Annotated in this window: 24 protein-coding genes; 14 read left to right on the top strand and 10 right to left on the bottom strand. The window is 69.9% G+C overall.

Annotated elements, in window-relative coordinates; genetic code table 11:
• Positions 1-62: 62 nt before the first annotated feature.
• The 4 genes from AB2385_RS07750 to AB2385_RS07735 form a co-directional block, all read right to left on the bottom strand.
• Positions 63-452: a type II toxin-antitoxin system death-on-curing family toxin gene (locus AB2385_RS07750; protein ID WP_367654384.1), complete on the bottom strand. Its 390-nt coding sequence runs from the start codon at positions 450-452 to the stop codon at positions 63-65.
• Complete coding sequence (locus AB2385_RS07745; RefSeq protein WP_367654383.1) at positions 446-607, bottom strand: hypothetical protein; 162 nt, start codon at positions 605-607, stop codon at positions 446-448. The genes AB2385_RS07750 and AB2385_RS07745 overlap by 7 nt, the downstream gene beginning before the upstream one ends.
• A 63-nt stretch (positions 608-670) precedes the next feature.
• Positions 671-1,645, bottom strand: a complete 975-nt coding sequence (locus tag AB2385_RS07740) for a M23 family metallopeptidase (RefSeq protein ID WP_367654382.1) — start codon at positions 1,643-1,645, stop codon at positions 671-673.
• A 2-nt stretch (positions 1,646-1,647) separates the two neighbouring features.
• Complete coding sequence (locus AB2385_RS07735; RefSeq protein ID WP_367654381.1) at positions 1,648-2,061, bottom strand: acyl-CoA thioesterase; 414 nt, start codon at positions 2,059-2,061, stop codon at positions 1,648-1,650.
• 117 nt (positions 2,062-2,178) lie between these two features.
• On the opposite strand from AB2385_RS07735, the gene AB2385_RS07730 reads away from it, so the two are divergent.
• On the top strand, positions 2,179-2,862 hold the full coding sequence (locus AB2385_RS07730; RefSeq protein WP_367654380.1) for a hypothetical protein: 684 nt from the start codon (positions 2,179-2,181) through the stop codon (positions 2,860-2,862).
• Between the two features lie 90 nt (positions 2,863-2,952).
• Here AB2385_RS07730 and AB2385_RS07725 read toward each other — a convergent pair whose 3' ends face one another.
• The gene (locus AB2385_RS07725; RefSeq protein WP_367654379.1) at positions 2,953-4,422 is read right to left on the bottom strand and encodes a hypothetical protein; all 1,470 of its coding nucleotides are present in this window, start codon (positions 4,420-4,422) and stop codon (positions 2,953-2,955) included.
• A 170-nt stretch (positions 4,423-4,592) separates the two neighbouring features.
• Between AB2385_RS07725 and acs the strand changes: the two genes are divergently transcribed.
• The 4 genes from acs (at position 4,593) to ytxJ (ending at position 10,042) form a co-directional block, all read left to right on the top strand.
• Complete coding sequence (acs, locus tag AB2385_RS07720; protein ID WP_367654378.1) at positions 4,593-6,557, top strand: acetate--CoA ligase; 1,965 nt, start codon at positions 4,593-4,595, stop codon at positions 6,555-6,557.
• Positions 6,558-6,880: 323 nt separating this feature from the next.
• Positions 6,881-8,236, top strand: coding sequence for a methyl-accepting chemotaxis protein (locus AB2385_RS07715; RefSeq protein ID WP_367654377.1), 1,356 nt, complete (start codon positions 6,881-6,883; stop codon positions 8,234-8,236).
• Positions 8,237-8,311: 75 nt separating this feature from the next.
• Positions 8,312-9,625, top strand: a complete 1,314-nt coding sequence (locus tag AB2385_RS07710; protein WP_367654376.1) for a CapA family protein — start codon at positions 8,312-8,314, stop codon at positions 9,623-9,625.
• Positions 9,626-9,664: 39 nt separating this feature from the next.
• Positions 9,665-10,042, top strand: a complete 378-nt coding sequence (gene ytxJ / locus AB2385_RS07705) for a bacillithiol system redox-active protein YtxJ (RefSeq protein WP_367654375.1) — start codon at positions 9,665-9,667, stop codon at positions 10,040-10,042.
• 90 nt (positions 10,043-10,132) lie between these two features.
• Here the strand turns inward: ytxJ and AB2385_RS07700 are convergent, their stop codons facing one another.
• From AB2385_RS07700 to AB2385_RS07685, 4 genes are all read right to left on the bottom strand, one after another.
• A complete protein-coding gene (locus tag AB2385_RS07700; protein WP_367654374.1) occupies positions 10,133-11,311 on the bottom strand; it encodes a cation:proton antiporter in 1,179 nt (392 codons plus the stop codon).
• A gap of 206 nt (positions 11,312-11,517) precedes the next feature.
• The gene (locus tag AB2385_RS07695) at positions 11,518-12,369 is read right to left on the bottom strand and encodes a class I SAM-dependent methyltransferase (protein ID WP_367654373.1); all 852 of its coding nucleotides are present in this window, start codon (positions 12,367-12,369) and stop codon (positions 11,518-11,520) included.
• A gap of 86 nt (positions 12,370-12,455) precedes the next feature.
• Positions 12,456-16,874, bottom strand: a complete 4,419-nt coding sequence (locus AB2385_RS07690; RefSeq protein ID WP_367654372.1) for a crosslink repair DNA glycosylase YcaQ family protein — start codon at positions 16,872-16,874, stop codon at positions 12,456-12,458.
• A gap of 23 nt (positions 16,875-16,897) precedes the next feature.
• Positions 16,898-18,346, bottom strand: a complete 1,449-nt coding sequence (locus tag AB2385_RS07685) for an MFS transporter (protein WP_367654371.1) — start codon at positions 18,344-18,346, stop codon at positions 16,898-16,900.
• 84 nt (positions 18,347-18,430) lie between these two features.
• Here AB2385_RS07685 and AB2385_RS07680 point away from each other — a divergent pair, with 84 nt between their 5' ends.
• Positions 18,431-19,210: a metallophosphoesterase gene (locus AB2385_RS07680; protein WP_367654370.1), complete on the top strand. Its 780-nt coding sequence runs from the start codon at positions 18,431-18,433 to the stop codon at positions 19,208-19,210.
• A 100-nt stretch (positions 19,211-19,310) separates the two neighbouring features.
• Here the strand turns inward: AB2385_RS07680 and AB2385_RS07675 are convergent, their stop codons facing one another.
• The gene (locus AB2385_RS07675) at positions 19,311-19,607 is read right to left on the bottom strand and encodes a hypothetical protein (protein WP_367654369.1); all 297 of its coding nucleotides are present in this window, start codon (positions 19,605-19,607) and stop codon (positions 19,311-19,313) included.
• 235 nt (positions 19,608-19,842) lie between these two features.
• Here AB2385_RS07675 and AB2385_RS07670 point away from each other — a divergent pair, with 235 nt between their 5' ends.
• The 8 genes from AB2385_RS07670 (at position 19,843) to rsxA (ending at position 26,755) form a co-directional block, all read left to right on the top strand.
• Positions 19,843-20,394 (top strand): NUDIX hydrolase, encoded by a 552-nt coding sequence (locus tag AB2385_RS07670; protein ID WP_367654386.1) that lies wholly within the window; start codon positions 19,843-19,845, stop codon positions 20,392-20,394.
• Positions 20,395-20,479: 85 nt separating this feature from the next.
• Positions 20,480-21,781 carry an arsenical efflux pump membrane protein ArsB gene (gene arsB, locus AB2385_RS07665; protein WP_367654368.1) on the top strand — a complete coding sequence of 434 codons (1,302 nt, stop codon included), beginning with the start codon at positions 20,480-20,482 and terminating at the stop codon, positions 21,779-21,781.
• A 328-nt stretch (positions 21,782-22,109) separates the two neighbouring features.
• Positions 22,110-22,541 carry a SoxR reducing system RseC family protein gene (locus tag AB2385_RS07660; RefSeq protein WP_367654367.1) on the top strand — a complete coding sequence of 144 codons (432 nt, stop codon included), beginning with the start codon at positions 22,110-22,112 and terminating at the stop codon, positions 22,539-22,541.
• A gap of 65 nt (positions 22,542-22,606) precedes the next feature.
• Positions 22,607-23,944, top strand: coding sequence for an electron transport complex subunit RsxC (gene rsxC, locus AB2385_RS07655; protein ID WP_367654366.1), 1,338 nt, complete (start codon positions 22,607-22,609; stop codon positions 23,942-23,944).
• Between the two features lie 3 nt (positions 23,945-23,947).
• Positions 23,948-24,925, top strand: a complete 978-nt coding sequence (locus AB2385_RS07650) for an RnfABCDGE type electron transport complex subunit D (RefSeq protein WP_367654365.1) — start codon at positions 23,948-23,950, stop codon at positions 24,923-24,925.
• On the top strand, positions 24,918-25,484 hold the full coding sequence (locus AB2385_RS07645; RefSeq protein ID WP_367654364.1) for an RnfABCDGE type electron transport complex subunit G: 567 nt from the start codon (positions 24,918-24,920) through the stop codon (positions 25,482-25,484). The genes AB2385_RS07650 and AB2385_RS07645 overlap by 8 nt, the downstream gene beginning before the upstream one ends.
• Positions 25,485-25,489: 5 nt before the next feature.
• On the top strand, positions 25,490-26,167 hold the full coding sequence (rsxE, locus tag AB2385_RS07640) for an electron transport complex subunit RsxE (RefSeq protein WP_367654363.1): 678 nt from the start codon (positions 25,490-25,492) through the stop codon (positions 26,165-26,167).
• Positions 26,168-26,755, top strand: a complete 588-nt coding sequence (rsxA, locus tag AB2385_RS07635; RefSeq protein ID WP_367654362.1) for an electron transport complex subunit RsxA — start codon at positions 26,168-26,170, stop codon at positions 26,753-26,755. It abuts the gene before it with no gap.
• Positions 26,756-26,763: the final 8 nt, after the last annotated feature.

The following is a 26,763-nucleotide window of genomic DNA, read 5'->3' as shown; positions in this document are numbered from 1 at the left end:
TCCCCCAAGTTGCCCTTTTGGGTTTGGCGGGGGGCCGCGGGGGGGGGGGGCCCCCCGCCTGACTATGACGCGGGTTGGCTGTATTGGCGAAACCACTCGGCCAGTCCGGCCAGGTCGAGTTCCCGTACGGCCAGCGACCAGGCGGTGTGCTCCAACTCCTGCTCGGAGGCGGTGATCTCGCGCCCGTTGAGCATGAGGAAAAGGCACCCGGCGGCGATGGCCACGCGCTTGTTGCCGTCCACGAAGGGGTGGTTGCGGGAGATGCCCTCCGCCAGTGCGGCCGCCTTTTCTTCCAGCGTCGGGTACAGCGCCTGGCCCCCGTACTCGGCAAACGGCCGGGCCAGGGCCGACTTCACGCCGCCGATCTCCCGCACCCCCGGAGGGCCGCCCGTCTCGGCGATGATCCGCCCGTGCAGGGCCAGCAGGTGGTCGGCGGTGAGATAGACTAGCATTTGCCGAGCCGCTCCAGCGCCCGCCGGTAGCGGCGGAAGAACGCCTCCACGGCTGCCTCCACCTCCTCGTCGGTGGCCGGGCGAACGGGCTCCTCCGGCGCCGGCCCCCTCGGCGCCTCGGGTGGAACCGGGGTTTGCTCAAGCCTGTTCTCCACGGCAGTTTCCCCCTTTCCCCACTGGTCGCTCCGCCATCATGCTAACACGGCGGCGGGGGGGTCTCAAGGGGTGGTGAAGAGGCCGGCCACCCTCCCCTGGGTGAGGGGCCACGGGTCCACCGGGGTGTTCCCCACCGTGGCGGTCCAGTGCAGGTGAGGACCGGTGGAGAACCCGGTGGAGCCCACGAGGCCGATGGTCTGCCCCGCCTCCACCCAGTCGCCGGCCTTCACCAGCAGCTCCTCGCAGTGGTAATAGGCGGTGAAGAGGTTGAGGCCGTGGTCAATCACGATCGTACGGCCGGAGACGATGAACTCCTCGGCCAGGATGACCTTGCCCCGGGCCGGCGCCAGGATGGGCGTGCCCGTCGGGGCGGCGAAGTCCATGCCGCTGTGCCGACCGGTCTCCACGCCGTTCACGATGCGGATCTCGCCGAAGTACGTGGTGACCACGAGATCGCCCTCGAGGGGGGGCCGGAACACGTCGCGCCAGAGCGGTTCGGGCCGGCTGGTGGAACGGAGGCGGTAGAGCCGCTCCCACTCCTCGGCCTGGCGGGGGTCGTAGTACACCTGCTCCTGCTCCTCCGTCACCTCCAACCGGTCGACGGTGAACTCCTTGTAGACTACCTCGAGGCTGCCCTCCCACTGGCCCCCGTCCCAGGTGAGGCGGACGGGATAGCGGCCAGGCCGGGCATTGGCGGGAAAGCCGATGAACGCGGTGGGCTGCCGGTCGAGCAGGAACAGCCTCGGCTGCTCGGAGAGGCCCTCCACGTAAAGCGCCGGCTCGCCCGGCAGCGGCTGATCGACCCGGAGCACGGCGAAATCGCCCTGTTGCACCTGGCCAGGCTCGAGGGTGACCGTGGGGGGATCCGCTGGGATTTCCGCTACCATCGCAGGGACGGGCACCGGCCCCGTCGAATCCTCCAGACGCCCCGGACCGTCTACTGGAGCGGGGCCTGCTTTCTGGGAGGTGCAGCCGGCGAGCAGGAGCCCTGCGATGAGGAGCGCGGCGAGCCGCCGCCGGGGTCTTCGCAGTGGCATGGTCAGAACTCCCGCCCTTCAAAGCGGGCGATGCGCGCCCGCAGTTCCTGGGGGATGGGCACAGGCCGCTGCTCCCGCAAGTCGTAGTGCACCAGGACGGCCCGGCTGGTGGCGACAAGGCGCCGGCTCTCCTTCTCGACGATCTGGCCCTCCATCACCAGGCTCGAGTTGCCGATGTGGGCTGTGCGCACGCCGATGATCAGCCGCTCCCGCAGGTAGGCCGGCGACTTGTAGGTGATGGTGATCTCGGCCAGGATGAAGGAGTAGCGATCGGGTAGGTCTGCCGTGATGGCGTGGAGGTACTCCACGCGGGCGGTCTCAAAGTAGGTGGCGTAGACCGCGTTGTTGACATGCCCCAACATGTCGATGTCGCGGAACACGACCTGCTGTTCGTAGGTGAACGGGAAACCCTCCAAGAACTGAACCCTCCCTCGTGAATCTCCCGACTCAATTCCATCTGGCAGTTGAGATGTCCTGCCCGTTGCAATTACATCCAAACGGTCAAGAAGCGAATCGGACAGGGGGGCTTTCTGGTGATCTGGTTCCTGTTGGGTCTCGGCTTGGTGCTTGTCGTGCTGGGCGTGTGGGGTGGGCCGGCGCAGCGTGCGCGGCTGGACAAGACCGCACGCATCCCGCCCGAGTCCACCGTCCAGGAGGCATGGGATATTCTCACCAGTCCGCTGCAGTACGATGAAGAAGTGATCAAGATCCCGGAGCACCGGCCGTGGTACCTGCCTGGCGGAGACCGGCGCTTCTACCGCGGACTGGCGGTGGGCTTCGGCGCGGGGCTGCTGGTGGCGGCCGCGCTCCTGCCCTTCTTCGGGGGCCGGCAGGCGCCGCCGGAGCCTGGCCCGGAGCAGAACCCCGCCGTGGTGGGGGGAACGGAGCAGAAGGGGCCTGACGCGCAGGAACCCGGCACCCAGAAGTCGCCGGCGGGGGAGGAGCCGTCCGACGTCCCCGGGGTCCCCGAAAGTCCCGAGCCCTCCGAGGACGAGCCCACCGACAAGCCGGTCAACGTCACCGTGACCATCGAGATGGGCTCCACCTCTCAGGACATCGCCGCCCTGCTGAAGGAGAACGGCCTGATCGGAGACGAGCAGGAGTTCCTCTCGGTGGTGACGGAGCTGGGCGTGGAGACGCAGCTGAAGGCAGGGACCTTCGTAATCCCCACTGATGCCACGCCGATCGAAATCGTGAACATGCTGACGCAGGGATAAGATGGGCCACGACGTGAAGGAGCCTGTACCTCGAAGCAGGGGTACAGGCTCCGTGGATTTTCGGGGCGGTACGCTTTGGCCGCCTCCGGTTCACTCCCCGCCGGCCAGCAACTCGAACCGGGTGAACAGGAAGTCGGCCTCGCCCATTTCCACCTCGACCAGCACCAGCTGGTCTCCGTCGCCCACGATGAACGCGTTCGGATTGCCGTCAACGGGGGCGATCGCACCCACGCCGACGGTGACGGGGATGCCGAGCTCCCTGATGATTTGCCGCGCCTCTTCATACAGCCCGGGGTCACGGAACATCGCCCGTGCGTCCGCCTCATTCAGAGGCGGCGGGTTGAAGAAGCGTCGCACGAACGCCTCCGGAGACTGGGCGCGGACCATCCGCTCTTCGCCGGGGTCAGAACGCATGGCCTCGCCGTCGAAACGATAGACGTAGACCCGGGTCGGGTAGCCGGTGAAGTCCCACAGGGTGAACGTGCCGGTCGTTCCCCAACCGCCGTCCCCGACGACCTGGGGAGTGGTTCCCGCTGAGGAGATCCAGTTCAGCTGCTGGAACTGCCCGGCTTGCTCGCTGTAGCGGAAGGCGGAGAAGCGGCCCACCCCCCAGGAGCCGGGGTAGAGGTAGTGCGTGAGAAGGTCGTACTCCCCGGCCTGCGCCCAGCCGTAGTAGCTGCGCCAGTAGGAGTCGGCCACACGGAACAGCTCTTGCTTTCCGTCGCTCGTGGTGATCCAGTACTGGTTGCCGTCGTCCCAGAGGAGGGCCTGCCATCCGGGGGCCGGCCGGCCGACGGCGGCGGGCCACTCCGGTTCACGGTTCAGTTCTCGTTCCGCACGCCAGGACACGTACGCGTCCGCGTAGCTCACCAACCCGTAGCCCGGCACCCACCATTCCACGGCGCCTGATCCGTCCTCCGCCGCGACCGCCACGCGCACCGCCGGCTGCTCGCCGGTGGGCGTTTCCACCGGCTCGATCGCCTCCACAGTGTACGTGAAGCGATCGCCCATGAGGCCGGGGAAGTGGATCGTCCAGGTGTCGCCCGCCCGCACGGGCAGGCGGTGCACGAGCTGCGGCTCGGGCAGGGCGCTGAAGCCGCCCCGGGGCGTCTCCACACCGTGCAGGTAGACCGCGTCGTCCTCCACCCGGAAATAGGCCGTTCCCTGGCGCAGGCGCACCGGCTGGAGCGTGGTTCCCAGCATCTCGACGGGAGCGTAGGCGTAAGCCGGACCGGCGCCGGCATCCGCCTTGGCCAGGTGCAGCCCGGGCCGGCCCCAGAGGGGGAGGCGGGGCAGCGAGACGTCCGCCAGGGTTGACGGGGGTTGGGCCGGGGCCGGGGCGGACCCCTCTGCCGGCCGGGCGTCCGCCGGAGCGTTCTCGGTGCGGCGCTCCTGAACCGAGACAGGGTCGGACGGATCCGGCGCAGTGATCGTTGACGCCAGACTCCGCATGCTCTGCGTCTGTGGGGGCGGAGAGCTCACGGTCGCCTCCCGTGCGGTCGGGGTGCAGCCCGCGCAGAGCATGGCGGCGGCCAGGAAGCAGGTAACCAGGCGACGCATGTGGGTTCCCCCTTTGGCGGCTGCAGCTGCGCTCAATACTGGGACGATCTGGAAAGCGGGTTGGTTTCACACCCGGCACCCATGTGATTGTAAGAACTTAGAGGAAAATACGTATAGTCCGACGAATTAAACACGACTGCTACCGGATTTCAGGGGGAGGGTTCGGAGCGATGGATGCGAAGCAGTTCGAGGCGCTGCTTCAGGAGAACAGGCGGTTCCCGCCGCCGCCCGAGTTCGCCTCGGCGGCCAACGTGGCGGACCACAGCCTCTACGAGCACGCAGCGCGGGACCGGGAGGGTTTCTGGGCGTCGATGGCGGAGCGCCTGCACTGGTTCCGGCGGTGGGAGAAGGTGCTGGAGTGGAACCCGCCGTTCGCCCAGTGGTTCGTGGGGGGAAAGCTCAACGTCGCGTACAACTGTCTCGACCGTCACCTGGAGAGCCACATCCGCACGAAGGCGGCCCTCATCTGGGAAGGCGAGCCGGGGGAGGAGCGCGTGCTCACCTACCTTGACCTGCACCGGGAGGTCTGTCGCTTCGCCAACGTGCTCCGGCAGATGGGCGTCGGCAAGGGCGATCGGGTGACCATCTACCTGCCGATGATCCCGGAGGCCGCGGTGGCGATGCTGGCGTGCGCCCGCATCGGCGCGATCCACTCGGTGGTCTTCGGCGGCTTCTCCGCGGAGTCGCTGCGCGACCGCATCAACGACAGCCGCTCCAAGGTCGTGGTCACGGCCGACGGCGGCTGGCGGCGCGGCAATATCATCCGCATGAAGCAGATCGTGAACGAGGCCATCGTCGATTGCCCGTCGGTGGAGCGGGTGATCGTGGTCAAGCGGATTGGCCACGAGTCGCTGGTGGAACACGGGTGGCACCCGGGGCGCGACAACTGGTACCACACCCTGATGCGCAACGCCCCCTCGAGCTGTCCGGTGGAGGAGATGGATGCCGAGGATCCGCTCTTCATCCTCTACACCTCCGGCTCCACCGGCAAGCCCAAGGGTGTGCTTCACACCACGGGCGGCTACCTCACGCAGGTGGCGGCCACCACCAAGTACGTCTTTGACCTGAAGGAGAGCGACGTCTACTGGTGCACGGCCGACATCGGGTGGATCACCGGGCACTCCTACGTGATCTACGGTCCGCTGGCCGAGGGCGCCACCACCCTCATGTACGAGGGCGCCCCCGACTATCCCGACCGGGGCCGCTTCTGGGAGATCGTTGAGAAGTACCGGGTGAACATCTTCTACACGGCGCCGACGGCCATCCGCTCCTTCATGCGCTGGGGCGAGGGCTGGCCGGGCAAGTACGACCTCTCCTCGCTGCGCCTGCTGGGCACGGTGGGTGAGCCCATCAACCCCGAGGCGTGGATGTGGTACCACAAGTACATCGGTGGCGAGCGATGCCCGATCGTCGACACCTGGTGGCAGACGGAGACCGGGGCGATCATGTGCACGCCGCTGCCGGGCGTCGTGGAGACGAAGCCTGGCTCGGCCACGCGGCCCTTCCCGGGCATCGAGATGGCCATTGTGAACGAGAAGGGTGAGGAGGTGCCCTATGGCACCGGCGGCTACCTGGTGGTGAAGTCGCCGTGGCCGTCGATGCTGCGCACCCTCTGGGGCGACCCGGCCCGGTATGCGGCCACCTACTTCGAGAAGTTCGGCAAGGCCACGTACTTTACCGGCGACGGCGCCAAGTGGGATGAGGACGGCTACTTCTGGGTCATCGGCCGGGTGGACGACGTGATCAACGTGTCGGGCCATCGCATCGGCACCATGGAGGTCGAGTCGGCCCTGGTGGACCACCCGATGGTGGCCGAGGCCGCCGTCATCGGCCGCAGCCACGCCGTGAAGGGCCAGGCGATCGCCGCCTTCGTCACCCTGAAGGAGGGTCGGCGCGGCAGCCCCGACCTGGTCGACGAGCTGAAGCAGCACGTGGTAAGCAAGATCGGCGCGCTGGCCAGGCCGGAGGAGATCTACTTCGTGGCCGACCTGCCCAAGACCCGTTCCGGCAAGATCATGCGCCGGCTCCTGCGGGACATCGCCGAGGGCCGTGCCCTGGGCGACACCACCACCCTGGCCGATCCGAACGTGGTGGCCAAACTGAGGGAGCAGTACGAGGCCAGGGAGGCGGGCTAACCGAGAGCGCAACCGTGCAGCGGGACGGCGACCCGTCCCGCTGCTGCGCGCCCGGGCGATTTTCCCGTGCCTGCCGGGCCATGCGGGCGGCCCCGGCCTCTCAATAAACAATTCGAACGCCTTGACCAGGGCCTTAATCGCAATACATTGAACTTGAGGCAACGCAATTGTCGCATAACCTATAGGTTATCAGGCAAAACGGAATAGGAAATGGGGTGACGCCGGTGTGGTTCCGGAAGCGCACAGTTGTGGAGAATCCCCCGAACCTGAGTGAGCAAGAGACGCCACAGCCGACCGCAGCAGAGCCTGCCGAGGTTCCGGTCGTGCCGGACGTGGCCGAAGAACCGGACTGGGAGGCGTTGAACCGCACGTTCGAGTGTCTCGCCCGGGGCGACCTGGTCCAGGCGCGGGCGATGGCGGCCGCTGTGCCTGAGCCCGTCCGCGAAGGCATGCTGCAGATGATCACCCAGCAGGAGCGCATGCTGGCCTCCCTGGCGACCGCCTCGGCCAGCGCCATCGAACAGGGGGCGCGGCCGCTGCTGGCCGCCGATGACCTGGTGGAGGCCACCCGGGCGCAGGCCGACGAGATCAACCAGGTGGCTGCACTGGCGGAAGAACTGGCGGCATCCGTGGAAGAGGTGGCCGCCTCGTCGGATGCGGCGGTGAGCACGGCGAACCAGACCATGAAGCAGGCCGAAACGGCCGTGACCCACGTGCACGGGGCCCTGGACGGCATGACCGCCATCTCCGCCAACATGGCCCGCCTGCAGGAGAACGTGAACCGGCTGCTGGGCACGGTGGAGCCCATCCACCAGGTGCTGGAGCTGATCGAGGACATCTCGGGGCAAACTAACCTGCTGGCGCTGAATGCCGCCATCGAGGCCGCCCGCGCGGGCGAGCAGGGCCGCGGCTTCGCCGTCGTGGCACAGGAGGTGCGCCGCCTGGCCGAGCGGTCGCACAAGGCCGTGCGCGAGGTGCAGGAGCAGATCGCCACCCTGCGGCAGGGGGCCAACGCCGTGTTCGAGGCCACCGAGCAGCTGGCGCGCCAGATCAGCGAGAACATCGGCCTCGCCGAGCAGGGTCAGCTGGCCCTCGAGACGATCCGCAAATCGGTGGCCGACAGCACCGCCCCCATGACGGACATCGCGAAGGCGGCCGAGGACCAGTCGCGCGCGGTACAGCAGGCCGCCACGAGCATCAACCAGATCGCCGGCACCATGGGCAAGGTGCAGCAGGCCACGTCGGAGCTGGCCGTGATGGTCGCCGACCTGCAGGGGGCCCTCCGCACCCTCCGCTCGCTGACCGAGCAGTGCAAGATCGGCCTGTCGGATGAAGACCTGCTGACGGTCACCCGGGGGGATCACGTGCTCTGGGTCCAGCGGCTGCATGGGATGCTGCTGGGGCGGGAGCAGATCTCCCCCGAAGACGTGGGCGACCACCATGCCTGTCGTCTGGGCCGCTGGTACGATGCGAACCGCGCAGCCGGCCGGTCGATCCGGGCGTTCAACGACCTGGAGCGGCCCCATCGGGAGCTGCACGACGCGGTGCGGCACGCCGTCGAACTCTGGAACGAGGGGAAGCGGGAGGAGGCGGCCCGGGAGGTGAAACAGGTCGTCGCCCTGTCGCAGGAGATCCTGGACCTGCTGGCCGAGTGCCGGAAGGCGTGGCACGCCGGTTAGGACCGGGAACCGGTGCGAGGGCGGCAGCGTCACAATAAGAAATGAATGAACGGTAACAAGGAAGTGGGGATCTTCGTGACGCGCGTTCGCCCTTTCTTCCGGGCCTTCCTCGCCCTCATGCTCGTGCTTCTCACGGCTTGCAGCAACGCCGCCCCGGAGGGGCCCGACACGGCTTCGGAGCCGCCGCCCGGGGCGGCGCTTCCCGCGCCGGGCGGGAGTGAGCCGGCCGGGCCAGAACCCGGCCAACCGGATGCGCCGCCCCCGGAAGAGACGGAGCCGCCCCGAACGACCGCCCGGATCCTGGCCGTGGGCGACCTCCTCATGCACCTGCCGCTGGTCTACTCCTCGGCACTGCCCGACGGCGGCTGGGATTTCCGGCCGCTGTTCGAGCCGGTTCGGCCGTGGATAGAAGGCGCCGACCTCGCAATTGCAAACTTGGAAACTACCCTGACTGGGCCGGATTACCCCTGGTCGGGCTACCCCAGCTTCAACACGCCGCCCGAGTTTGCCCGCGATGCGAAGGCGGTCGGTTTTGACGTGCTCACCCACGCCAACAACCATTCGCTGGATTACGACCAGTTCGGCGTGCGGAAGACCAACGAGGCCCTCGATCAGTACGGCGTTGCCCATACCGGTTCGTTCCGCTCGGCCGAGGAGCGAGAGCAGATCCTGGTGGTCGAGGCGGCGCCCGGGATCAACGTGGCGGTGCTGGCCTACACCGGGTACACCAACGGCATCCCTCTGCCCGAGCCGTGGTCGGTCAACATGCTGGACGCGGAGCGGCTGCCGAGCGACATCCGGCGGGCGCGCCAGATGGAGGGCGTCGACCTGGTGGCCGTGGCCCTCCACTTCGGCGAGGAGTACGCCCGGGAGCCCAACGACGAGCAGCGCTACTTCGTCGACCTGGCCCTCTCGGCGGGCGCGGACATCGTGCTGGGCTGCCACCCCCACGTGATCCAGCCCATCGAGGTCCGCCAGGTGCAGGACGAGTTCGGGCGTGACCTGCCCCGGGCCGTAATCTACAGCCTTGGCAACTTCATCTCCAACCAGGAGGGGCTCCACCGGGAGGCCGGCCTGATGCTGCTCATCGATGTGGCGAAGGAGGGCGGGGTCACCCGCATCGAGCGGGTCTCGTTCATCCCCACCTGGGTGCACCCGTATACGGTCGACGGGCAGAAGCGTTACCGGGTGGTGGCGGTGGAGCAGGCCATGCGCGACTACGAGAGCGGCTCGGACCCGCTGATCACGGTGGCCGACTACGAGCGCCTGCAGGCCGTCTGGGCAGACACCACGGTCCAGGCGGTGGGCAGCCAGGAGGTCTCGGTCTGGTCGGTGGATGAGCCCGTGCGCCCGGTGGAGGCGCAGGCCAGCCATCCCGGAGGGCCATAGACTGGGAGAGAGCCTGAGACACAGTTAGGAGGTAGCCGCATGGCCGAGGTCAGGCAGATTCGCACCCCGGCCGATGTGGAATGGGTGCTGGGCGAATCCCGGCGCCGGCCCGTGCTGGTCTTCAAACACTCCACCACCTGCCCGATCTCGGCTCAGGCGCACCGGGAGTGGCAGGCGTTCCTCGCCAGCCCGGAGGCGGCCCGGGTGGGGCATGCGTGGGTGCGGGTCATCCAGGAGCGGCCCCTTTCGCTCGCCCTGGCGGGTCGGGTGGGGGTGGCCCACCAGTCGCCCCAGGCCTTGCTGATCTGGGACGGCCGGGCCGTGTGGCATGCCTCACACCACGCCATCACGGCTTGGCGTCTGAAGGACGTGGTCGCACGCGCGGTGGCGGGCTACCAGGGCGGCCGGGGACAGTGAGGCCGAGCCATCGCACAAAAGCCAGGGCTGCCCCGAGACCCCTTTGCGGGAGGCTCGGGGCAGCCCCTTGTGTGCACCTGCAGCCGGCGTCTAGTCCGTTGCGGCCGGCTGGACCTCCACCCCCGCCGGTTCCGCCCGGAAGGCGGCCTTCAGCAGCGGCGGGGTGAGCAGGGTCGTGCCCAGGCTCACGAACACCATGGTCGTGTAGAGGTCAGGGGGGAGGAGTCCGGCGTTCAGGCCGATGGTGGCGACGATCAGGCCGACCTCGCCGCGGGCCATCATGCCGATACCCACCTGCGTCGCCTCGCGGAGCGAGAACCGGGCGAGCAGCGCGCCGGCGCCGCAGCCGACGATCTTCGTCAGCGCCGCGACCAGCACGAGGATCAGGATGAAACCCAAAAAGGAGGCGGTCATGCCGGAGAACGTGGCCGAGAGACCGACGTTGGCGAAGAAGAACGGCACGAAGAAGGCGTACGCGGTGTGCTCCACCTCGTGCATGATCTTCTCCCTGAGTTCGGTGAGGCTCAGCATCAGCCCGCACAGGTACGAGCCGATGATGCCCGCCAGCCCGGCGAACTCGGCCGCCCAGGCGAAGGCCAGCGCAACGCTGATGGCGACCGTGAGCAGGGGCAGGCTGCTCTCCAGGCGGGCGACGGGCCGGAGGAGCAGGGGCAGGAGCTTGTAGCCCACCAGCGCGGCCAGGGCGAAGAAGACTGCCATCTTCCCCAGGAGGACCGGCAGGGGCTCGGTGCTGCCCGACACGCCCAGGCTGCCCAGAACCACCGAAAGGACGATGATGCCCAGCACATCGTCCAGTACTGCAGCGGCCAGAACCGTGACGCCGGGGCGGGACTGGAGGTGACCGAGCTCCTTCATCGTCTGCGCCGAGATGGAGACGCTGGTGGCCACCAGCAGCACACCGGTGAACATCGCTACTGCGAATCCGTAACCCCACAAGTTGGCCAGCCCCCAGCCGGCGACGAAGGGGAGGGCCACGCCCAGGGTGGCCACCAGCGTAGCGGCGAACGCGTTCCGCTTGATCTCCTCAAACTGCGTCTCGAGACCGGCGATGAACATCAGGAGTACCACGCCGATCTCGGCCAGCTCGCTGATGAGCGGCCCCGGATGGAGCCAGCCCAGCAGGGCCGGGCCGAGGAGCACCCCCACGAGCAACTGGCCCAGCACGGCGGGCTGTCCGAGCCGCTGGCTCAGGCGGCCGGCCGCCAGCACGGAGACCAGGATCAGGCTGGTTTCCAACAAGAAGCTCACCCTCACACCTCCCTTAGGCTAGTATGCGCAACAGCCTCCAGGCCCTCGGTTCTCGGGGGCTCGGAGGCTGCCGCATATCCGGGGTCGCACGTGCGATCGGGTCATCAAGGATGGTAGCCCCGGTGCCTGTAGCCGATTGGTGCTACATGCCCGATCCGATGTAGCCCATTGTAACTACATCACCGTCCCGGCGTCAACCGTCGGTTTCACGCGCGCGCCGGCTTTTCCAGGATGCAGACCACCGCCTTCATGAAGAACTCAGGGGCCAGCACCGCCAGGGGCCGGAGGAAGGAGCGAAGCGGTACCAGCCGCCAGTGGGCGACGTGGAACGGCGACTCCGCCACGATGCGGCGGAACCGCTTGATGGTCATGTGGTTGATGTAGGTCAGCCGCGTCGAGTTGCGCTCGGGGTCCCCCAGCCGCAGGCGCAGCCGCATGTCGGCGTCGGGCAGCCCCCTGACCAGCTCGCGGTAGGCCTCGATCAGCACGGGCTCGCTGAAGAGCGCGTGGACCCAGGGGATGCCGATGACGTCGGAGAGGTGGGCGCCGTAAGGGTGGTAATACGGTGGGAAGTTGGTGAAGAACCTCCCACCGGGCTTCAGCACGCGGAAGGCCTCCCGCAGCACCGCCTCGGGCTCGGCCACATGTTCCATCACGTCGTTGGCGATGATCACATCGAAGAAGTCGTCGGCGAAGGGCAGTTGCGTGGCGTCCGCCGTGAGGAATTCCGCCCGGTCAGCCAGGTTCTTCTCCGTCGCCATCGCCCGGGCCTCTTCCTCGTAGTGGGGGACGACGTCCACGCCGTAGATCTTCTTCACGCCCAGCGTGGCGTAGTAGAGGGTCTTGCCGCCCGCGCCGGAGCCGATGTCCAGCACCGTCTTCCCCTTCATGATCTCCTCGGGTGATGCGAAGGGGCGGTAGTGTTCCAGCGTGAGGTGCCCCCGCTCGAACTGCCAGTCGGCGTAGCGCATCGTGCCCTGGTTGGCCAGGTTGAACGGGTGTACGGGCGGGCGGAAGAACTTATTGAGGAACAGCAGAACCCTTGTGGCCAGTCGCAAGTTCGATACCACTCCTTGTCGGCCTCTGGTGTGCGGTGCAGTTCCCCTTTCGGCATCGAACACCCCGCTCCTGCCCCGACGGGGCCTCAGCCGCCCCTGCGGGGCGGACCGTAGTAGACCAGACCGCGGGGCGACGGCTCGAAGCCCAGGGCCCGCAGAGGTTCGGCGGCCGGGCTCTGCTGCACCGGTGCGTCCCCCCACTGGTGGACCTCGATACGGCGCACAGCCCGCGCCGCGGGCCTCCGCAGCAGGCCGGGGAGGGCGGCCAGCACCGCGCCGAGCCGCTCCTCCGGCAGGGGCGCGAGGGGGACGAGCCGCCGGCCGTGGCTTTCCACGCCCAGGACGGGCAGGCCGTCCAGCAGCACGAGATAGGTGGAGGGGAGACGGGCCAGGCGCTCCCCCTCCGGCCACGGCAGGATGGCGCCGTAGGGGTTGGCGGGGTCGGTGGCGTTCAGCAGCACGGGCGGGCCGCCGGTCAGATCCCGGGCCCGGCGGAGGCGCTCCACCGCGTCGGCCCGGGCGAACTGCAGGCCGCTCAGCCCGGCGACGAAGTAGCCCTGGCGGACTTCACCCCGCCACTCCATCCGCCGGAGGCGCTCCAGCACCTCGCCCCACGGGGCCGGGCCGCCGTCGGCCGCCGCGACCTCCCGGCTGACCACGCCGTACCGGTCCAGGAGGAGGCGGGCGTAAGCCTCGGCCCGATCCGCGGCGCCTCCGGGCGTCCCCTCACCGCCGGGAAGGACCGCCGGCGCCGCTTCCACCAGCGCTGCGGTCGGCCACCAGCGGCCGGTGCCTCCCCGCAGCACGGGCGCCGCCCGCCCGCGGTGCCGGGCAGACCGGGAAGGGGACCGGAGCACCTCCCGCACCGGCGCGAAGGTGTCGTTGGTCACGAGGCCCATCCAGGCCAGCTCCCAGAGCGCTTCCAGCGCCTCGTTCGGGCTCAGGCCGGCCCGCCGGGCGATGGCTCCCAGGAACGCTGCTCCGGTGGCCCGGCAGGCCTCCAGTACCTGCGCCTGCGTGGGGGCGAGTCCTTCGGAGGGCGCGGCCTCCAGCCGGCCGGCAAACAGGCCCACCTGATCGGGCAGGTAGAAGGCGAGGCGCCTCCCGGGCGCACCCACCCAGTGCAGCTCGCCTGCCGCCAGTAACTGGTCCAGCCAGAGCGGCTGGTAGCCGGGCACCCGGCAGGGAAGGATCTCCTGCTCCCACAGTTCGGCGGGCAGCGGGATCCCCTGCAGGCGGCGGAGCGTCCTGAGGAGCGCGCCCGACCAGGGCCCCTCTGCCGGTGCTCCGGCCGGGGGCGTACCGGCGGCTGGCGAATCCCCCGGTGCACCCGGCATCGGGCTGCCTGCCTGAACCCCCTGCCAGCTCATCAGGAACCGGGCGTAGGCGGCACCGTCCACCGGCTCCACCTCGGCCCGGAGCAGGGTGAGCGTCTGCCGCCGAATCTGGCGCAGTACCTCCCGGTCGCAGTATTCCCGGCCCCCGGCGCCCCGGGTGAATTCGCCGGCGACCAGTGTACCGGCGGCGGCCAGCCCCTCGGCCGCCGCTGCGACCTCCGCCGGCGGCAGGCCGTAGCGCCGGGCCACCTCTTCGGGCCGGAACGGACCGTGCGCCCGGGCGTACCGCCGGACCACCGCCGCCACGTCGGCTTCCGGCCGGCGATAGAGGGGCGCGTCGTCGGCATGGACCCAGTGGACCGCACCGGCATCGCCGGCGGGGGAGGCCCCGCCGCGGTCACGGCTGGCGGCGTGCAGCCGCAGCGCCCGCCGCTCCGCCTCCAGCTGCGCCAGCCATTCCGGCCGGGCGCCTGCCGCTTCGAGCTCCGCCTGGCTCATGTCTCCAGCCCGGCGGAGCAGGTCCTCCACCTCGTCGGGGCCCCGCGGGTGCCAGCCCTCGGCCTGCCCCCGCAGACGGGCGGCGACCGCCGCAATGGCCCGGGGGTCCAGCAGTTCCCGCAGGGCGCCGGTGCCGAGGAGCTCGTCCAGCAGCTCCCGGTGCAGGGCCAGCAGGGTCCCGTGCCGCTCCGCCTTGGGGGCCTCGCCCTCGTACATGTACTCGGCCACGAACTGGAGCAGGATCTGGCTGGCCATGGGGGAGGGGGAGTCGGTTTCCACCACCGCCAGCTCGATGGTCCCGCTGGCCAGATCCGTGAGCACCTGGCGCAGCCCCTCCAGGTCCAGCACGTCCCGGAGCACCTCGCGGTAGGTCTCCAGCACCAGGGGAAAGTCAGGGTAGCGGCGGGTCACCTGCAGCAGGTCGGCCGCCTTCAGCCGCTGCAGCCAGAAGGGGCGGCGCTTGCCCGGCCGGGGGCGGGGCAGCACCAGCGCCCGCCCCGCGTTCATGCGGAAGTACGCGCCGAAGAGCGGAGTGGAGCCCACCTCCTGCAGCAGGAGTTCCACGGCCTCGTCCGGGTCGATGCGCACCAGGGCCTCCGGGTCCAGCGGCCGGTCGGCGCCGGGCAGGCGAATGTGGATGACGTCGTCGCTGGTGGTCACCTCCGCCTCCAGGTGGAGCAGCTGCCGGATGCGGGCCCGCAGCACCATCCCCCAGGCGGTGTTCACCCGGCCGCCAAAGGGGGAGAGGAGCGCCAGCCGCTGGTCGCCCAGCTCGTCGGGGAACCGCTCCAGCACCAGCCGGCGGTCGGTGGGCACGGCGCCGGTATGGGCGACTTGGTCCCGCACGTACTGCACCAGGTTCTGCGCCGCCCGTTCATCCAGGCAGCACTCGGATTGCAGCCACTGAGGCAGGCCGGGGTCTGCCAGCCGGGCGGCCACCTCGCCGGTGAAGGCGCCGAGCTTCCGGCCGAGTTCCAGGGGGCGGCCGAAGCCCTCGCCCTTCCAGAAGGGCATCCGGGGCATCCGGCCAGGGGCCGGCACGGCCACGACCCGGTCGTGCTCGATGGCCCGGATCTGCCACGTGCCCGTGCCCAGCAGGAAGACGTCGCCCACCCGCGACTCGTAGACGAACTCCTCGTCCAGCTCGCCCAGCTTCACGTTGCGGCCTTCCAGGTAGACCTCGTAGTACCCCCGGTCGGGGATGGTGCCGCCCGAGAGCACCGCAAGGGCGCGGGCGCCCTCCCGCCCCCGGATGACCCCGGCCTCCCGGTCCCACACGATGCGGGGACGGAGCTCGCGGAACTCCTCGGAGGGGTAGCGGCCGGCGAGCATGTCCAGCACGCTGCGGAGCTGCCGCTCCGTGAGGTCCCGGTAGCCCCAGGCGCGGCGCACGAGGGCCAGCAGATCGTCCACCCGCCACTCGTCCATGGCGGCCATGGCCACGACCTGCTGCGCCAGCACGTCCAGGGCGCCGGTGGGCACCCGGATCTCCTCGATCTCACCCTTCCGCATCTCCCGCACGATGCCGGCCGTCTCCAGCAGGTCGCCCCGGTACTTGGGCAGCAGCCGCCCCTTCGACACCGCTCCCAGGGCGTGGCCGGCCCGCCCCACCCGCTGCAGGCCGCGGCTCACCGTTCCGGGCGACTCGATCTGGATCACCAGGTCCACGGCGCCCACGTCGATGCCCAGTTCCAGCGAGGAGGTGGCCACCAGGCAGGGCAGCCGCCCCGCCTTCAGCTCCGCCTCCACCTGTTCCCGCGCCTCCCGGCTCATGGAGCCGTGGTGGACCCGGGCCACCTCCCGCCCCGCGAGCGCGTTCAGCTGGCCGGCGAGCCGCTCGGCGAGCCCGCGGCTGTTGACGAACACGATGGCCGCCCGGTGGGCCTCCACCAGTTCCAGCACCCGCCGGTGGATCGCCGGCCAGAGGGAGCCCTCCGGCAGGGCCCGCATGTCGTCCACCGGCACCTCCACCCTGAGGTCCAGGTTCCGGCGCACCCCGGCGTCCACGATGGTGACGGGCCGCCCGGTTCCGCCCAGGAAGTGGGCCACCTCCTCCAGCGGCCGCAGGGTGGCCGAGAGGCCGATGCGCACCGGCGGGCGGGGAAGGAGGGCCTCCAGCCGCTCCAGCGAGAGGGAGAGGTGCGCGCCGCGCTTGGTGGTGCAGAGGGCGTGGATCTCGTCGACGATCACGTACCGGACCGTGCGCAGGATGTCGCGGGAGCGGGAGGTGAGCAGCAGGTAGAGCGACTCGGGGGTGGTGATGAGGATGTCGGGCGGGTGGCGCCGCATCTCGGCCCGCTCCCGCTGCGGTGTGTCGCCGGTGCGGACGGCGTGGGTGAGATGGGGGAGCGAAAGGCCCAGCTCCCGCGCCTTCGCCTCAATCTCCGCCAGCGGCACCTCGAGGTTGCGGTAGACGTCGTTGTTGAGGGCCTTGAGGGGAGATATGTACAGCACCCGGATCCCGGGCTCCCGGCGGATGCCCTCTCGGTAGAGGATGTCCAGGCACTTCAGGAAGGCGGCCAGGGTCTTGCCCGATCCGGTGGGGGCGAGGATGAGCACGTTCTCGCCCCGGGCGATGGCGGGCCAGCCCTGCGCCTGGGGCGGGCTGGGCCGGCCGAAGCGCTCTTCGAACCACGCCCGCACCGCCGGGTGGAAGGACTCGAGGGTCATGCGGTGCACCTCCCGTCAGCCAGCTATTCACCGTTCCCCTTCGCCACGGTGGGCCGCACCAGCGAGAGGAGGGCGCCGGCCACCGCCAGGCCCACCGACACCACCAGGGTGGACCGGAAGGCGGGGAGAAAATCCATGCGCTGGCTCAGGTGACCGAAAAGGGTGCTGGCGATGGTGATGCCGGTCATCATGCCCACGTTGCGGGCCGCGGCCTGCAGCGCCCCGGCGACCCCCTGCCGGTCCCGCGGCGCCGCTCCCAGGATCGAGCTGTTGTTGGGCGGGCTGAAGAGGCCGGCGCCGAGGCCGATCACGGCGAGGTAGGCCGCCACCTGCGCCACCGGGGTCGTGGCGTGGGAGGCGGCCACCAGCCAGAGCCCGACGGCGATGGTGGACATGCCCAGCGTGGCCGGGATGCGGGTGCCGATGCGGTCGGAGATCCAGCCGGCCAGTTCGGCCACGCAGACCATGGCGATGGGCTGCGCCGTCATCACTGTCCCGGCGGCGCCGGGAGTGAGCCCGCGAAACTGCTGCAGGTAGAAGGGCAGTAGGAACGTGAGGACGTTGGAGGCGGAGAACTGCAGGAAGGACGCGGCGATGCCGCTGCTGAAGGCCGCCTCCCGGAACATCCAGAGCGGCAGCATCGGGTGCGCGGTCCGCCACTCCTGCCAGACGAACAGCAGGAGAAGGAGGATGCCGCCGGTGAGGAGCCACCGGATGCGGGCGTCGGCCCAGCCCCAGGTCTCGGACTGGCTCAGCCCCAGCAGAAGCGAGGCCAGCCCCGCCGCGAACAGCAGCGCCCCGGCGATGTCGAAGACCTGTCCGCTGCGGCGCTCCGTGGGCCGGAGGCGCGTGAAGGCCAGCGTCGCCCCGATGGCGGCCACCGGCAGGTTGATCAGGAAGACCCAGTGCCAGCCCCACTGGCCCGAGATGAAGCCGCCCAGGCTGGGCCCCAGGGTGAGGCCGGTGAAGGTGAGCGTCGCCTGCATGCCCAGGGCCCGGCCCCTCTCCCGGGCGGGGAAGGTGGTGCTGACCAGGCCCGGCGAGAGCGCCATCATGGTGGCGGCGCCCACCCCCTGCACCAGCCGGCCGCCGATGAGCGCCGGCAGGGTGGGCGCCAGGCCACAGAGGAGCGAGCCCAGGCCGAAGATGATGAACCCCGAGCCGAAGACCCACTTGTACCCCCACATGTCGCCGATCCGCCCGACGGAGAGCAGGAGCGAGGAGATGGTCACCAGGTAGGCAGTGGAGACCCAGCTCACGTCGCCCATGGTGGCCTGGTACTGCGCCTGGATCTGGGGGATGATGATGTTGATGATGCTGCCGTCCAGGGCCGACATGAAGGAACTGGTGCCGGCCACGATGAGAACCAGCCACTTGTAGATGTCGCGTGCGGCCGCACTGCCGGTGCCGGCGGTCGCTGTCTTTTCATCCCGTTCCGTGGTGGTCCGCCTCCCCATGCGTGTCTCTGGCATCATCCTGTTCGCCCTGCACTTACCGATTTCCCGCCTGGGACCCTCGCCAATTCGGGCTTGCCGGCGCCTGACCACAGGCTTAAGATGGAGGAAGAGTTCGAAAGCGAGGTGCTTGCGGTGCGCATCGCCATCATCTCGGACGTCCACGGCAACCTGGCCGCCCTGGAAGCCGTGCTGGCCGACATCGCCCGGGACGCGGTGGACCAGATCGTCTGCCTGGGCGACCTGGCCTTCAAGGGGCCGCAGCCGGCCGAGTGCATCGCCCGCATCCGGGAGCTGGGGATTCCCTGCATCCACGGCAACACCGACGTGATGCTGCTCATGGCCGCGGGGCGCAAGCCCTCCCGCCCGCTGCCGCTGCCCGAGGGGTTCCGGATGCCCGACCCGCCTCCGCCGCCCCTCGCCTGGCCCCTGGCCCGCCTCTCGGCCGCCGACCTGGACTTCCTGGCCGGGCTCCCCTTCGACCACCGCCTGGAGGCGGACGGCGTGTCCGTGCTCTTCGTGCACGCCTCGCCGCAGGATGCGGCCACCGGCGTCGTGCCCACCATGGGTGCGGACGAAATCCGGCCGCTGCTCCGGGACGAGCGGGCCGACTGGATCATATCCGGCCACGTGCACCAGGCCTACGCCTTCCGCTTCGAGGGGCGCTGGCTGGCCAATCCTGGCGCCGTCGGCTTCTCGCTGGACGGCGACGGCCGGGCGGCGTACGCGGTGCTCGACACCGCCCGCAGCCGGTTCGAGCTCCGGCGGGTGGCCTACGACGTGGACGCCACGGTGGCCGCGGCCCGGGAGCGGGACTTCTGCTTCGACCCCGACCGGTACGCCGAGGCGCTGCGGGCGGGCTTCTGGCCGGCGGACCTGTAATCGCTCCGCCGGCCTCACCCGCAGCCGTTGCGCCCGCCCGGCCCGGCTCGCCGGCTTGACCTGCCGGCCGTCCCGCCGGGCCGGATCTCTGCGCGCCTCGTCAGCCCCGCTCCCCGCCCGGCTCGGGCGCGTCCGGCCCGGAGGTGCGCGCGGCCCCGCTGGACCGGCGATCCGCCTGCGGCGCCGTGGTGCCCTGGACGCCCTGGCCCGCTCCCGGGTGCAGCCCGACGGCGGTCACCGGGAAGCCCGGATCGGCCGGCGAGGGAGCGCCGGTGCCGGCCGCCACCTCCATGCCGCGGTACGCCGCGCCGCTGCTGGTGTAGCCCACCGTGCCCGGGCCCAGCGCGCTGGTCTCCCGCGCCGCCCGCCGGCGCTTCTCCACCGCATCCTCTGTCATGGAATCCACCCCCCGTCATAGCATGCCGTGGCGGAGGGGGCAGGATTCGGCGGGCAGGTGATTGAAGCTTACATGCAACCGATTTCGGCCGTGTGCCGGGGGCGATCACCTGGCTCGGGGAGCGGCTGTTGCTTCCCGGGTCCTGATGGTCTGCGCACGCCTGTTCCTCGCGCTCGTGCTGATGGGCATGGCGGCCATGTAGCGGAAGTAAGGTGGCGAACTAGCCTTGGCTCATATGACCGGTGAGGTGCTGGCCCGCGCGGAGGCCGCGCTGGGCACGCCGGCGGTCCTGACCTGGCGCTGCGCCATTGGCCCCGAGGAGATGGCGATGGTCGTCGCCTCCACCCGGGGCCAGCAGCGCCTTCACGACGTCACGCTGTTCATCTTCAACCCGGCGGGGCAGGTGGCCCTGATCCGCAAGCACCACTACCCGCCGGGCGTCTGGCGCGCGCCGGGCGGAGGCGTAAACCCCGGCGAGGAACTGGCCGACGGGGCCGCGCGGGAGGCGTGGGAGGAGACGGGGCTCTCCGTCCGGGTGACCCGGTATCTCCTGCGGGTGCACGTCGTCTTTACCTGCGGCGACAGGGAGCAGCCCTGGACCACCCACGTGGTGCTGGCGGAGGCGGAAGGCGTGCCTTCCACCCATGACCCCCGGGAGATCGCGGCCGTGCGGTGGGGGTCGCTGGCGGAGCTCTGCGGGCCCATCGCCGACGCGATGCGGGCGACGGGCCGGGGCCTCTTCAAGTACCGCGCCGCGCTGCACGAGGCGGTGGCGCGGCTGCTGTGATGCTGTTGCCCCGAAGGGTCTGCACCGGCCGCGTGTGCGCGGCCTGCTCCTATTCTCGGACATAACGGAGACGAAGCGATCAACCATGGAGACGATTCTTACCCCCGCGGCCATCTTCGCGGGAACCTTATACTTGGTGATCCGGCGCCCCCGGAACCTGAACACTGGTGTTTCGGCGCTCCTGGGGGCGCTGCTCGCATTGCTGGCCGGTTCCATCACCCTGGCGGACGTGGAGTCCGTCGTCGGCATCGTCTGGGATGCCACCCTGGCCCTGGTGGCGATCATGGTAATCTCGGCCCTGCTGGAGCAGGCCGGCTTCTTCCGCTGGGCCGCCCTGCACATGGCCCGGCACGCGGGCGAGAGCGGGCGCGGCCTGTTCGTGGCGGTGATCCTCCTCGCCACCGCCGTCTCGGCCTTCTTCACCAACGACGCCACCGTGCTCATCGTCACCCCCATCGTGCTGGAGATGGTGGAGGCGCTGGGCTTCCGCCGCGAGGCGTTCCTGCCCTTCGCCATGGCCTGCGGCTTCATGGCCGACGCCATGTCGATTCCGCTCGCGGTCTCCAACCTGACCAACATGATCGTGTCCCGCTACTTCGGCCTCGACTTCGCCCGCTTCGCGCTGGTGATGCTGCTGCCCAGCGCGGCCTGCCTCGCCGTCACCACGGCGGTGCTGCTCTGGTATTACCGGCGGCGGATCCCCCGCCAGGTGGATGCCTCGGCGCTCGCCGCTCCGGCTGATGCGGTCCGCGACCCCTTCCTGTTCCGGGTCGGGGTGGCGGTGGTCTGCGGCATGATCCTGGCCTTCCTCTTCAACCGCACGCTGCTGCACGTGCCCACCTCGATCATCATGTCGGCCGGCGCCATCCTTCTCCTGCTGGCGTCGCTCCGCAACCGGGTGGTGGAGCCCTGGAAGGCCATCCGCCAGGCCCCGTGGCACGTGGTCGCCTTCGCCCTCGGCATGTACCTGGTGGTCTTCGCCGTGGGCAAGGCGGGGCTGACCGGCCTGGTGGCGGGCGCCCTGAACGGCCTCGCGGCCCACGGGCTCGGTGCCACCATCATGGGCACCGGCGTGCTGGTCGCCCTGCTCTCGGCCGGCGTGAACAACCTGCCTGGCGTCCTCATCGGCACCCTGGCGGTGGCCGCCGCGGGCGCGACCGGCGCGATCGGCGAGGGCATGGTGATGGCCACCGTCATCGGCGCGGATATCGGGCCCAAGCTCACGCCCATCGGCTCGCTGGCGACGCTGATGTGGCTGCACACGCTGGAGGCGCGGGGGCTGCGGGTGACGTGGGGTGGGTACCTGCGCACCGCGCTGGTGATCACCCCGCCGGTGCTGCTGGCCACGCTGGCTGCGCTTCACGCAGCCCTGCAGCTGCTGTCCTGATCGTGCAGGGGCGGCCTCGCGCCTGTAGATGATCCGGGTTCTTAAGAATGGGGGCCTGTCCAGGATATTCCGACGTAAGCGCAGGGAGAGATCCTCCTGTGGGGGGAGCGCTCCCTTCTCACTTGGTGGCAAGGCGAGGCGGCTCTAGGGTCTATTCCGCAGCCCGCTTATAGTACCGAACGCCCATGCGCACAGTCCTTCTATCCATCCACAGGATGGGGGAGAGGTCGCGTTGACCACCATCGCTCTGAAGGCCGACAATAAGGACGTGTAAGCTTTACAAGGTTCGTGCCAGCGTTTCAGAAACGTGCGGAAGTGGGGTGATGCCATGGAGCTGCACGGTACTGTCCTGAGCTGGAAAGACGGGGTCGCCAGGGTGCAGGTCGCGGTGAATCCGTGCTCGGCGTGCTCGCACCCGTGTGCGGCACACTCCACGGGCAGCGGGCGGTACCTGCTGGTGGAGTCTGCCACCCCGCTCACGCCCGGGCAGACGATCGTGGTCGACGCCCCGCTGCCCTCACCCGGGCGGGCGGTGATGCTGGCCTACGTACTCCCGCTGGCCGGCTTCATGGCGGGGCTCTTCGCCGGGCACGCCGGCTTCCACGGGGCTCCGCTGCCTGCACTGGGTGGGGGCCTGCTGGGCGCCGCAGCGGCCTACGCCGCGGTGGCCCTGCTGGAGCGGAAGCGGCGTGCCAGCGTCGTTTCGTCTGTCGAAGCGTGCTCCTGCCGGGAGGCTGGGTGGACCGGCGAACGCGCCTGACCTGAGCATCGATCGCAGCTGAAACGAACCAGTGAACACCCAGTGAAAAGAGGGAGGCGTAGCTCATGAGTTTGTGGGCCCGCTTTCGCGGGGGAGTTCACCCCGACGCCCACAAGAGCACTGCGTCGTGCGCCACGCAGCCGCTGCCTCGCCCGGCGCGGGTCGTGCTGCCGCTCCGGCAGCACATCGGCGCGCCGTGTGCGCCCCTGGTGAAGAAGGGGGATGAGGTTGCCCTCGGCCAGCCCGTGGGCGATTCCGAGGCAGCCGTGTCGGCCCCGGTGCACGCCAGTGTCAGCGGCAAGGTGACTGCCGTCGAGCCCCGCATGACCCCCAGCGGCCGGATGGAGCAGTGCGTCGTCATCGAGGCCGCACCGGAGGACACGCCCTGGGAGGGGCTGCCGGAGGGGCTCGGCTGGAACCTGGATCCCGAATCGCTCGACCCTGCCTTCATCCGCGAGCGGGTGCGGCAGGCGGGGCTGGTGGGCATGGGAGGCGCCGGCTTCCCGGCCGCCGTCAAGCTGAGCCCCAAGCCCGGGTCCGAGCCCGACGTGGTCATCCTGAACGGCGCCGAATGCGAACCGGCCATTACGTCGGACCACCGGCTGATGCTGGAAGAGCCTGAGCGGGTCGTGCTCGGCCTCCGACTGTTCATGCGGGCCAGCGGCGCCAGGCGCGGCATCATCGGCATCGAGGCCAACAAGCCCGACGCCGCCGCCAGGCTGTCACAGCTGGTCGCGGGCGACCCGGCCATCTCGGTGGAGGTGCTGCCGGTGCGGTACCCCCAAGGCGCCGAGAAGATGCTGGTCTGGGCCCTGCTCCGGCGGGCCGTGCCGGTGGGCGGCATCCCGCTGGACGTGGGCGTCGTGGTGCAGAACGTGGCCACCGCCGCGGCGGCCGCCACCGCCCTGGCGGAGGGCCGTCCCCTCATCGACCGGATCGTCACCGTCAGCGGCCGGGTGGCGAAGCCCGGCAACTGGCGCGTTCCGCTGGGCACCTCATTCGTGGACCTGGTGCAGGCGGCCGGTGGCCTTACCGGCTCCCTGGCCCGGGTGATCGCGGGAGGTCCCATGATGGGCGTCGCCCAGCCCGACCTGGACGTGCCGGTGACCAAGACCACCGGCTCTGTGATCCTGCTGGGCCCGGAGGATCTGGACGACACGCCCGCCGGCCCCTGCATCCGCTGCGGGCGCTGCGTGGCGGCCTGCCCCATGGGCCTTCTGCCGGCGCAGATCTGTGCCGCCGCGCTGGCCTCCGACTGGGAGGCGGCCGACCGGCTCTACGTGCGGGCCTGTATGGAATGCGGCAGCTGCAACTACGTCTGTCCGGCCCGCCGACCGTTGGTGCAGTCCTTCCGGCTGGCCAAGGCTGAACTCGGGCGCCGCGCCCGGCAGGGGAGGGGATAGCGTATGAGCAAGACGGAAAGCGGCGAGCTGCTGGTTGCCTCAAGCCCTCATATCTGGGCCGGCGTCTCCACCGGCCGCATCATGCGGGACGTCCTCATCTCCCTGGTGCCCGCCGCAGTGGGAGCGGTCGTCTTCTTCGGCTGGCGGGCCGCCGTCATCATCGCCCTGAGTATGGCCGCCGCCGCCCTCACCGAGTGGGGCTGTGAGCGGCTCACGGGCAAGCCCTCCACCCTGGCCGACGGTTCGGCCCTCGTGACGGGTTTGCTCCTGGCCCTGACCCTGCCGCCCGCCTCGCCCTTCTGGCTGCCCGTGGTGGGCGCCGCCTTCGCCATCGCCGTGGTGAAGATGGCCTTCGGCGGCCTCGGGCACAACTTCGTCAACCCGGCCCTGGCGGCCCGGGCCTTCCTGCTGGCCGCCTTCCCGGCCGCGATGACCACCTGGACGAGCCCGTTCGACGCGGTGACCACCGCCACGCCCCTGGCGGTGCTGCCCAATCCGTTCAGCCCCGAGGTGATGGCGGGCGACCTGCCCTCCTACACCGCCCTGCTCGTGGGCACGGTGGGCGGCTCGCTCGGGGAGACCTCGAAGGTCCTGCTCCTGGTCGGCGCCGCTTATCTGCTGGTGAAGCGGGTCATCGACTGGCGGATCCCTGTTGGCTTCCTGGGCACGCTGGCGCTGTTTACCTGGGTCTTCGGGGGCCAGGGCGGGCTCTTCACCGGCGATCCGCTCTACCACCTGCTGGCGGGCGGTGCCATCCTCGGTGCCTTCTTCATGGCCACCGACTACGTTACCGGGCCCATCACGGCGAAGGGCCGCTGGATCTTCGCCGTCGGCTGCGGCCTGATTACCGCCCTGATCCGCCTCTACGGCGGCTACCCGGAGGGCGTGCTCTTCGCCATCCTGCTCATGAACGTGGTGTCGCCGCTGATCGACCGGTTCCTGGTCCCGGCGCCCTTCGGGGGGGTGAAGGGTCGTGCGTGAAGCACTCCGGATGGTGCTGACCCTGCTGGTGGTCTGCGTGGTGGCCGGCGGCGCGCTGGCCGCGGTGAACGGCACGACGGCGCCGATCATCGCCGCAATGGAGGAGAAGGCGATTCAGGAGGGCCTCGCCGAGGTCCTGCCCGAGGCCGCAACATTTGAAGCCGTCGCCGCGGAGGAGCTGGCCGGCGCGGGCGAGCCCGTGCAGGCGGCCTGGCGCGGGCTGGACGCCGCCGGGCACCTGGTGGGCGTCGTGGTGCAGGCGGCCCCCGACGGTTACGGCGGTGCGATCTCCATGCTGGTCGGCGTGAAGCCTGACGGCACCCTCGGGCAGCTGAAGATCCTCGACGCCTCCGGCGAGACGCCGGGCCTGGGCTCCAAGGCGGCCGAGCGCAAGTTCCTGGACCAGTTCCTGGGGCTGGGCCCGAACATCGAGCTGGTGAAGAACCAGGCACCGGTCGGGAATCAGATCCAGGCCGTCACCGGCGCCACCATTTCCTCCCGGGCCGTGCTGAGCGGCGTGAACGCGGCGCTTGATGCCGCCCGGCAGATTGTGAGGTGAGGGCCGTGAGCAAGTCAACGTCCAACGTCTCGTTCATGGGGGTGCTCACCGAGGGCATCCGCCAGGCGCCACCGTTCCGCCTTCTGCTGGGCCTCTGTCCCTCCCTCGCGGTGACGACCGCCATGGAGAACGGCTTCTGGATGGGCCTGGCCGTCATCTTCGTCCTCGCCTGCTCCGAGCTCTTGATCAGCCTTCTGCGGAAGCTGATTCCCGACCGCGTGCGCATCCCCGTCTACATCGTTATCGTGGCCACGTTCGTCACCGTGGTCGACATGGTGATGAAGGCGTACGTGCCCGAGATGCATGCCATCCTTGGCATCTTCATCCCACTGATCGTGGTGAACTGCATCATCCTTGGCCGGGCGGAGGCCTTCGCCTCCAAGAACGGGCCGCTGCACTCGGTGGCCGACGCGATCGGCGTGGGCATCGGCTTCATGGTGTCGCTCATGGCCATCGGCGGCGTGCGTGAGCTGCTGGGTACAGGCAACCTGAAGCTGTTCGGTCACGCCCTGCTGGGCGGCGGCCTGCCGCTGGAGGTCGTGGTGATGCTCCTGCCCGCGGGCGCCTTCTTCGTGATCGGCTTCATGATGGCCGGCCTGACCCTGCTGCAGAACCGCCAGAAGAAGCAGGCGCAGCGGTCCGTGGAGCACTGCACGGTTCCGGGAGAGGGGGCGGCTGACTAAATGGAGTTCCTGGCCATTCTGGTAGGCGGCATCCTGATCAACAACTACATTTTCTCCCGCTTCCTCGGCCTTTGCCCCTTCTTCGGGGTTTCCAGCAAGCTGGAGACGGTCTACGGCATGGGCGCCGCCGTCGTCTTCGTCATGACCCTGGCCTCGGCCATCACCTGGCCCTTGCAGCACCTGCTGCTGGAGCCCCTGGGCCTGGGCTACCTGCAGACGGTCGCCTTCATCCTGGTCATTGCTGCCCTGGTGCAGTCGGTGGAGATGGTGATCCAGCGGGTGAGCCCCACGCTCTACGCTGCCCTGGGCATCTACCTGCCGCTGCTCACCACCAACTGCGCGGTGCTGGGCGCTGCCCTGCTGAACATCACCTCGGGCTACAGCTTCATCGCCTCGGTGGTGAACGGCTTTGCCTGCGGCATCGGCTGGACCCTGGCCACCCTGCTCTTCGCCGGCGTGCGGGAGCGGGTGGAGGGGCCGCACATTCCCGAGTCCCTGCGGGGCATGCCCATCGCCTTCGTGGCGGCCGGCCTGATGGCCCTGGCGTTCATGGGCTTCCAGGGCCTGTTCCGCGGGATCCTCTTCTAGGTGAGGTG

This window comes from Symbiobacterium sp. (genome assembly GCF_040797425.1).
Taxonomy (GTDB): domain Bacteria; phylum Bacillota; class Sulfobacillia; order Symbiobacteriales; family Symbiobacteriaceae; genus Symbiobacterium.
Note: the sequence above shows the minus strand (reverse complement) of the source record. Positions and strands in the feature narration are given on the sequence as shown.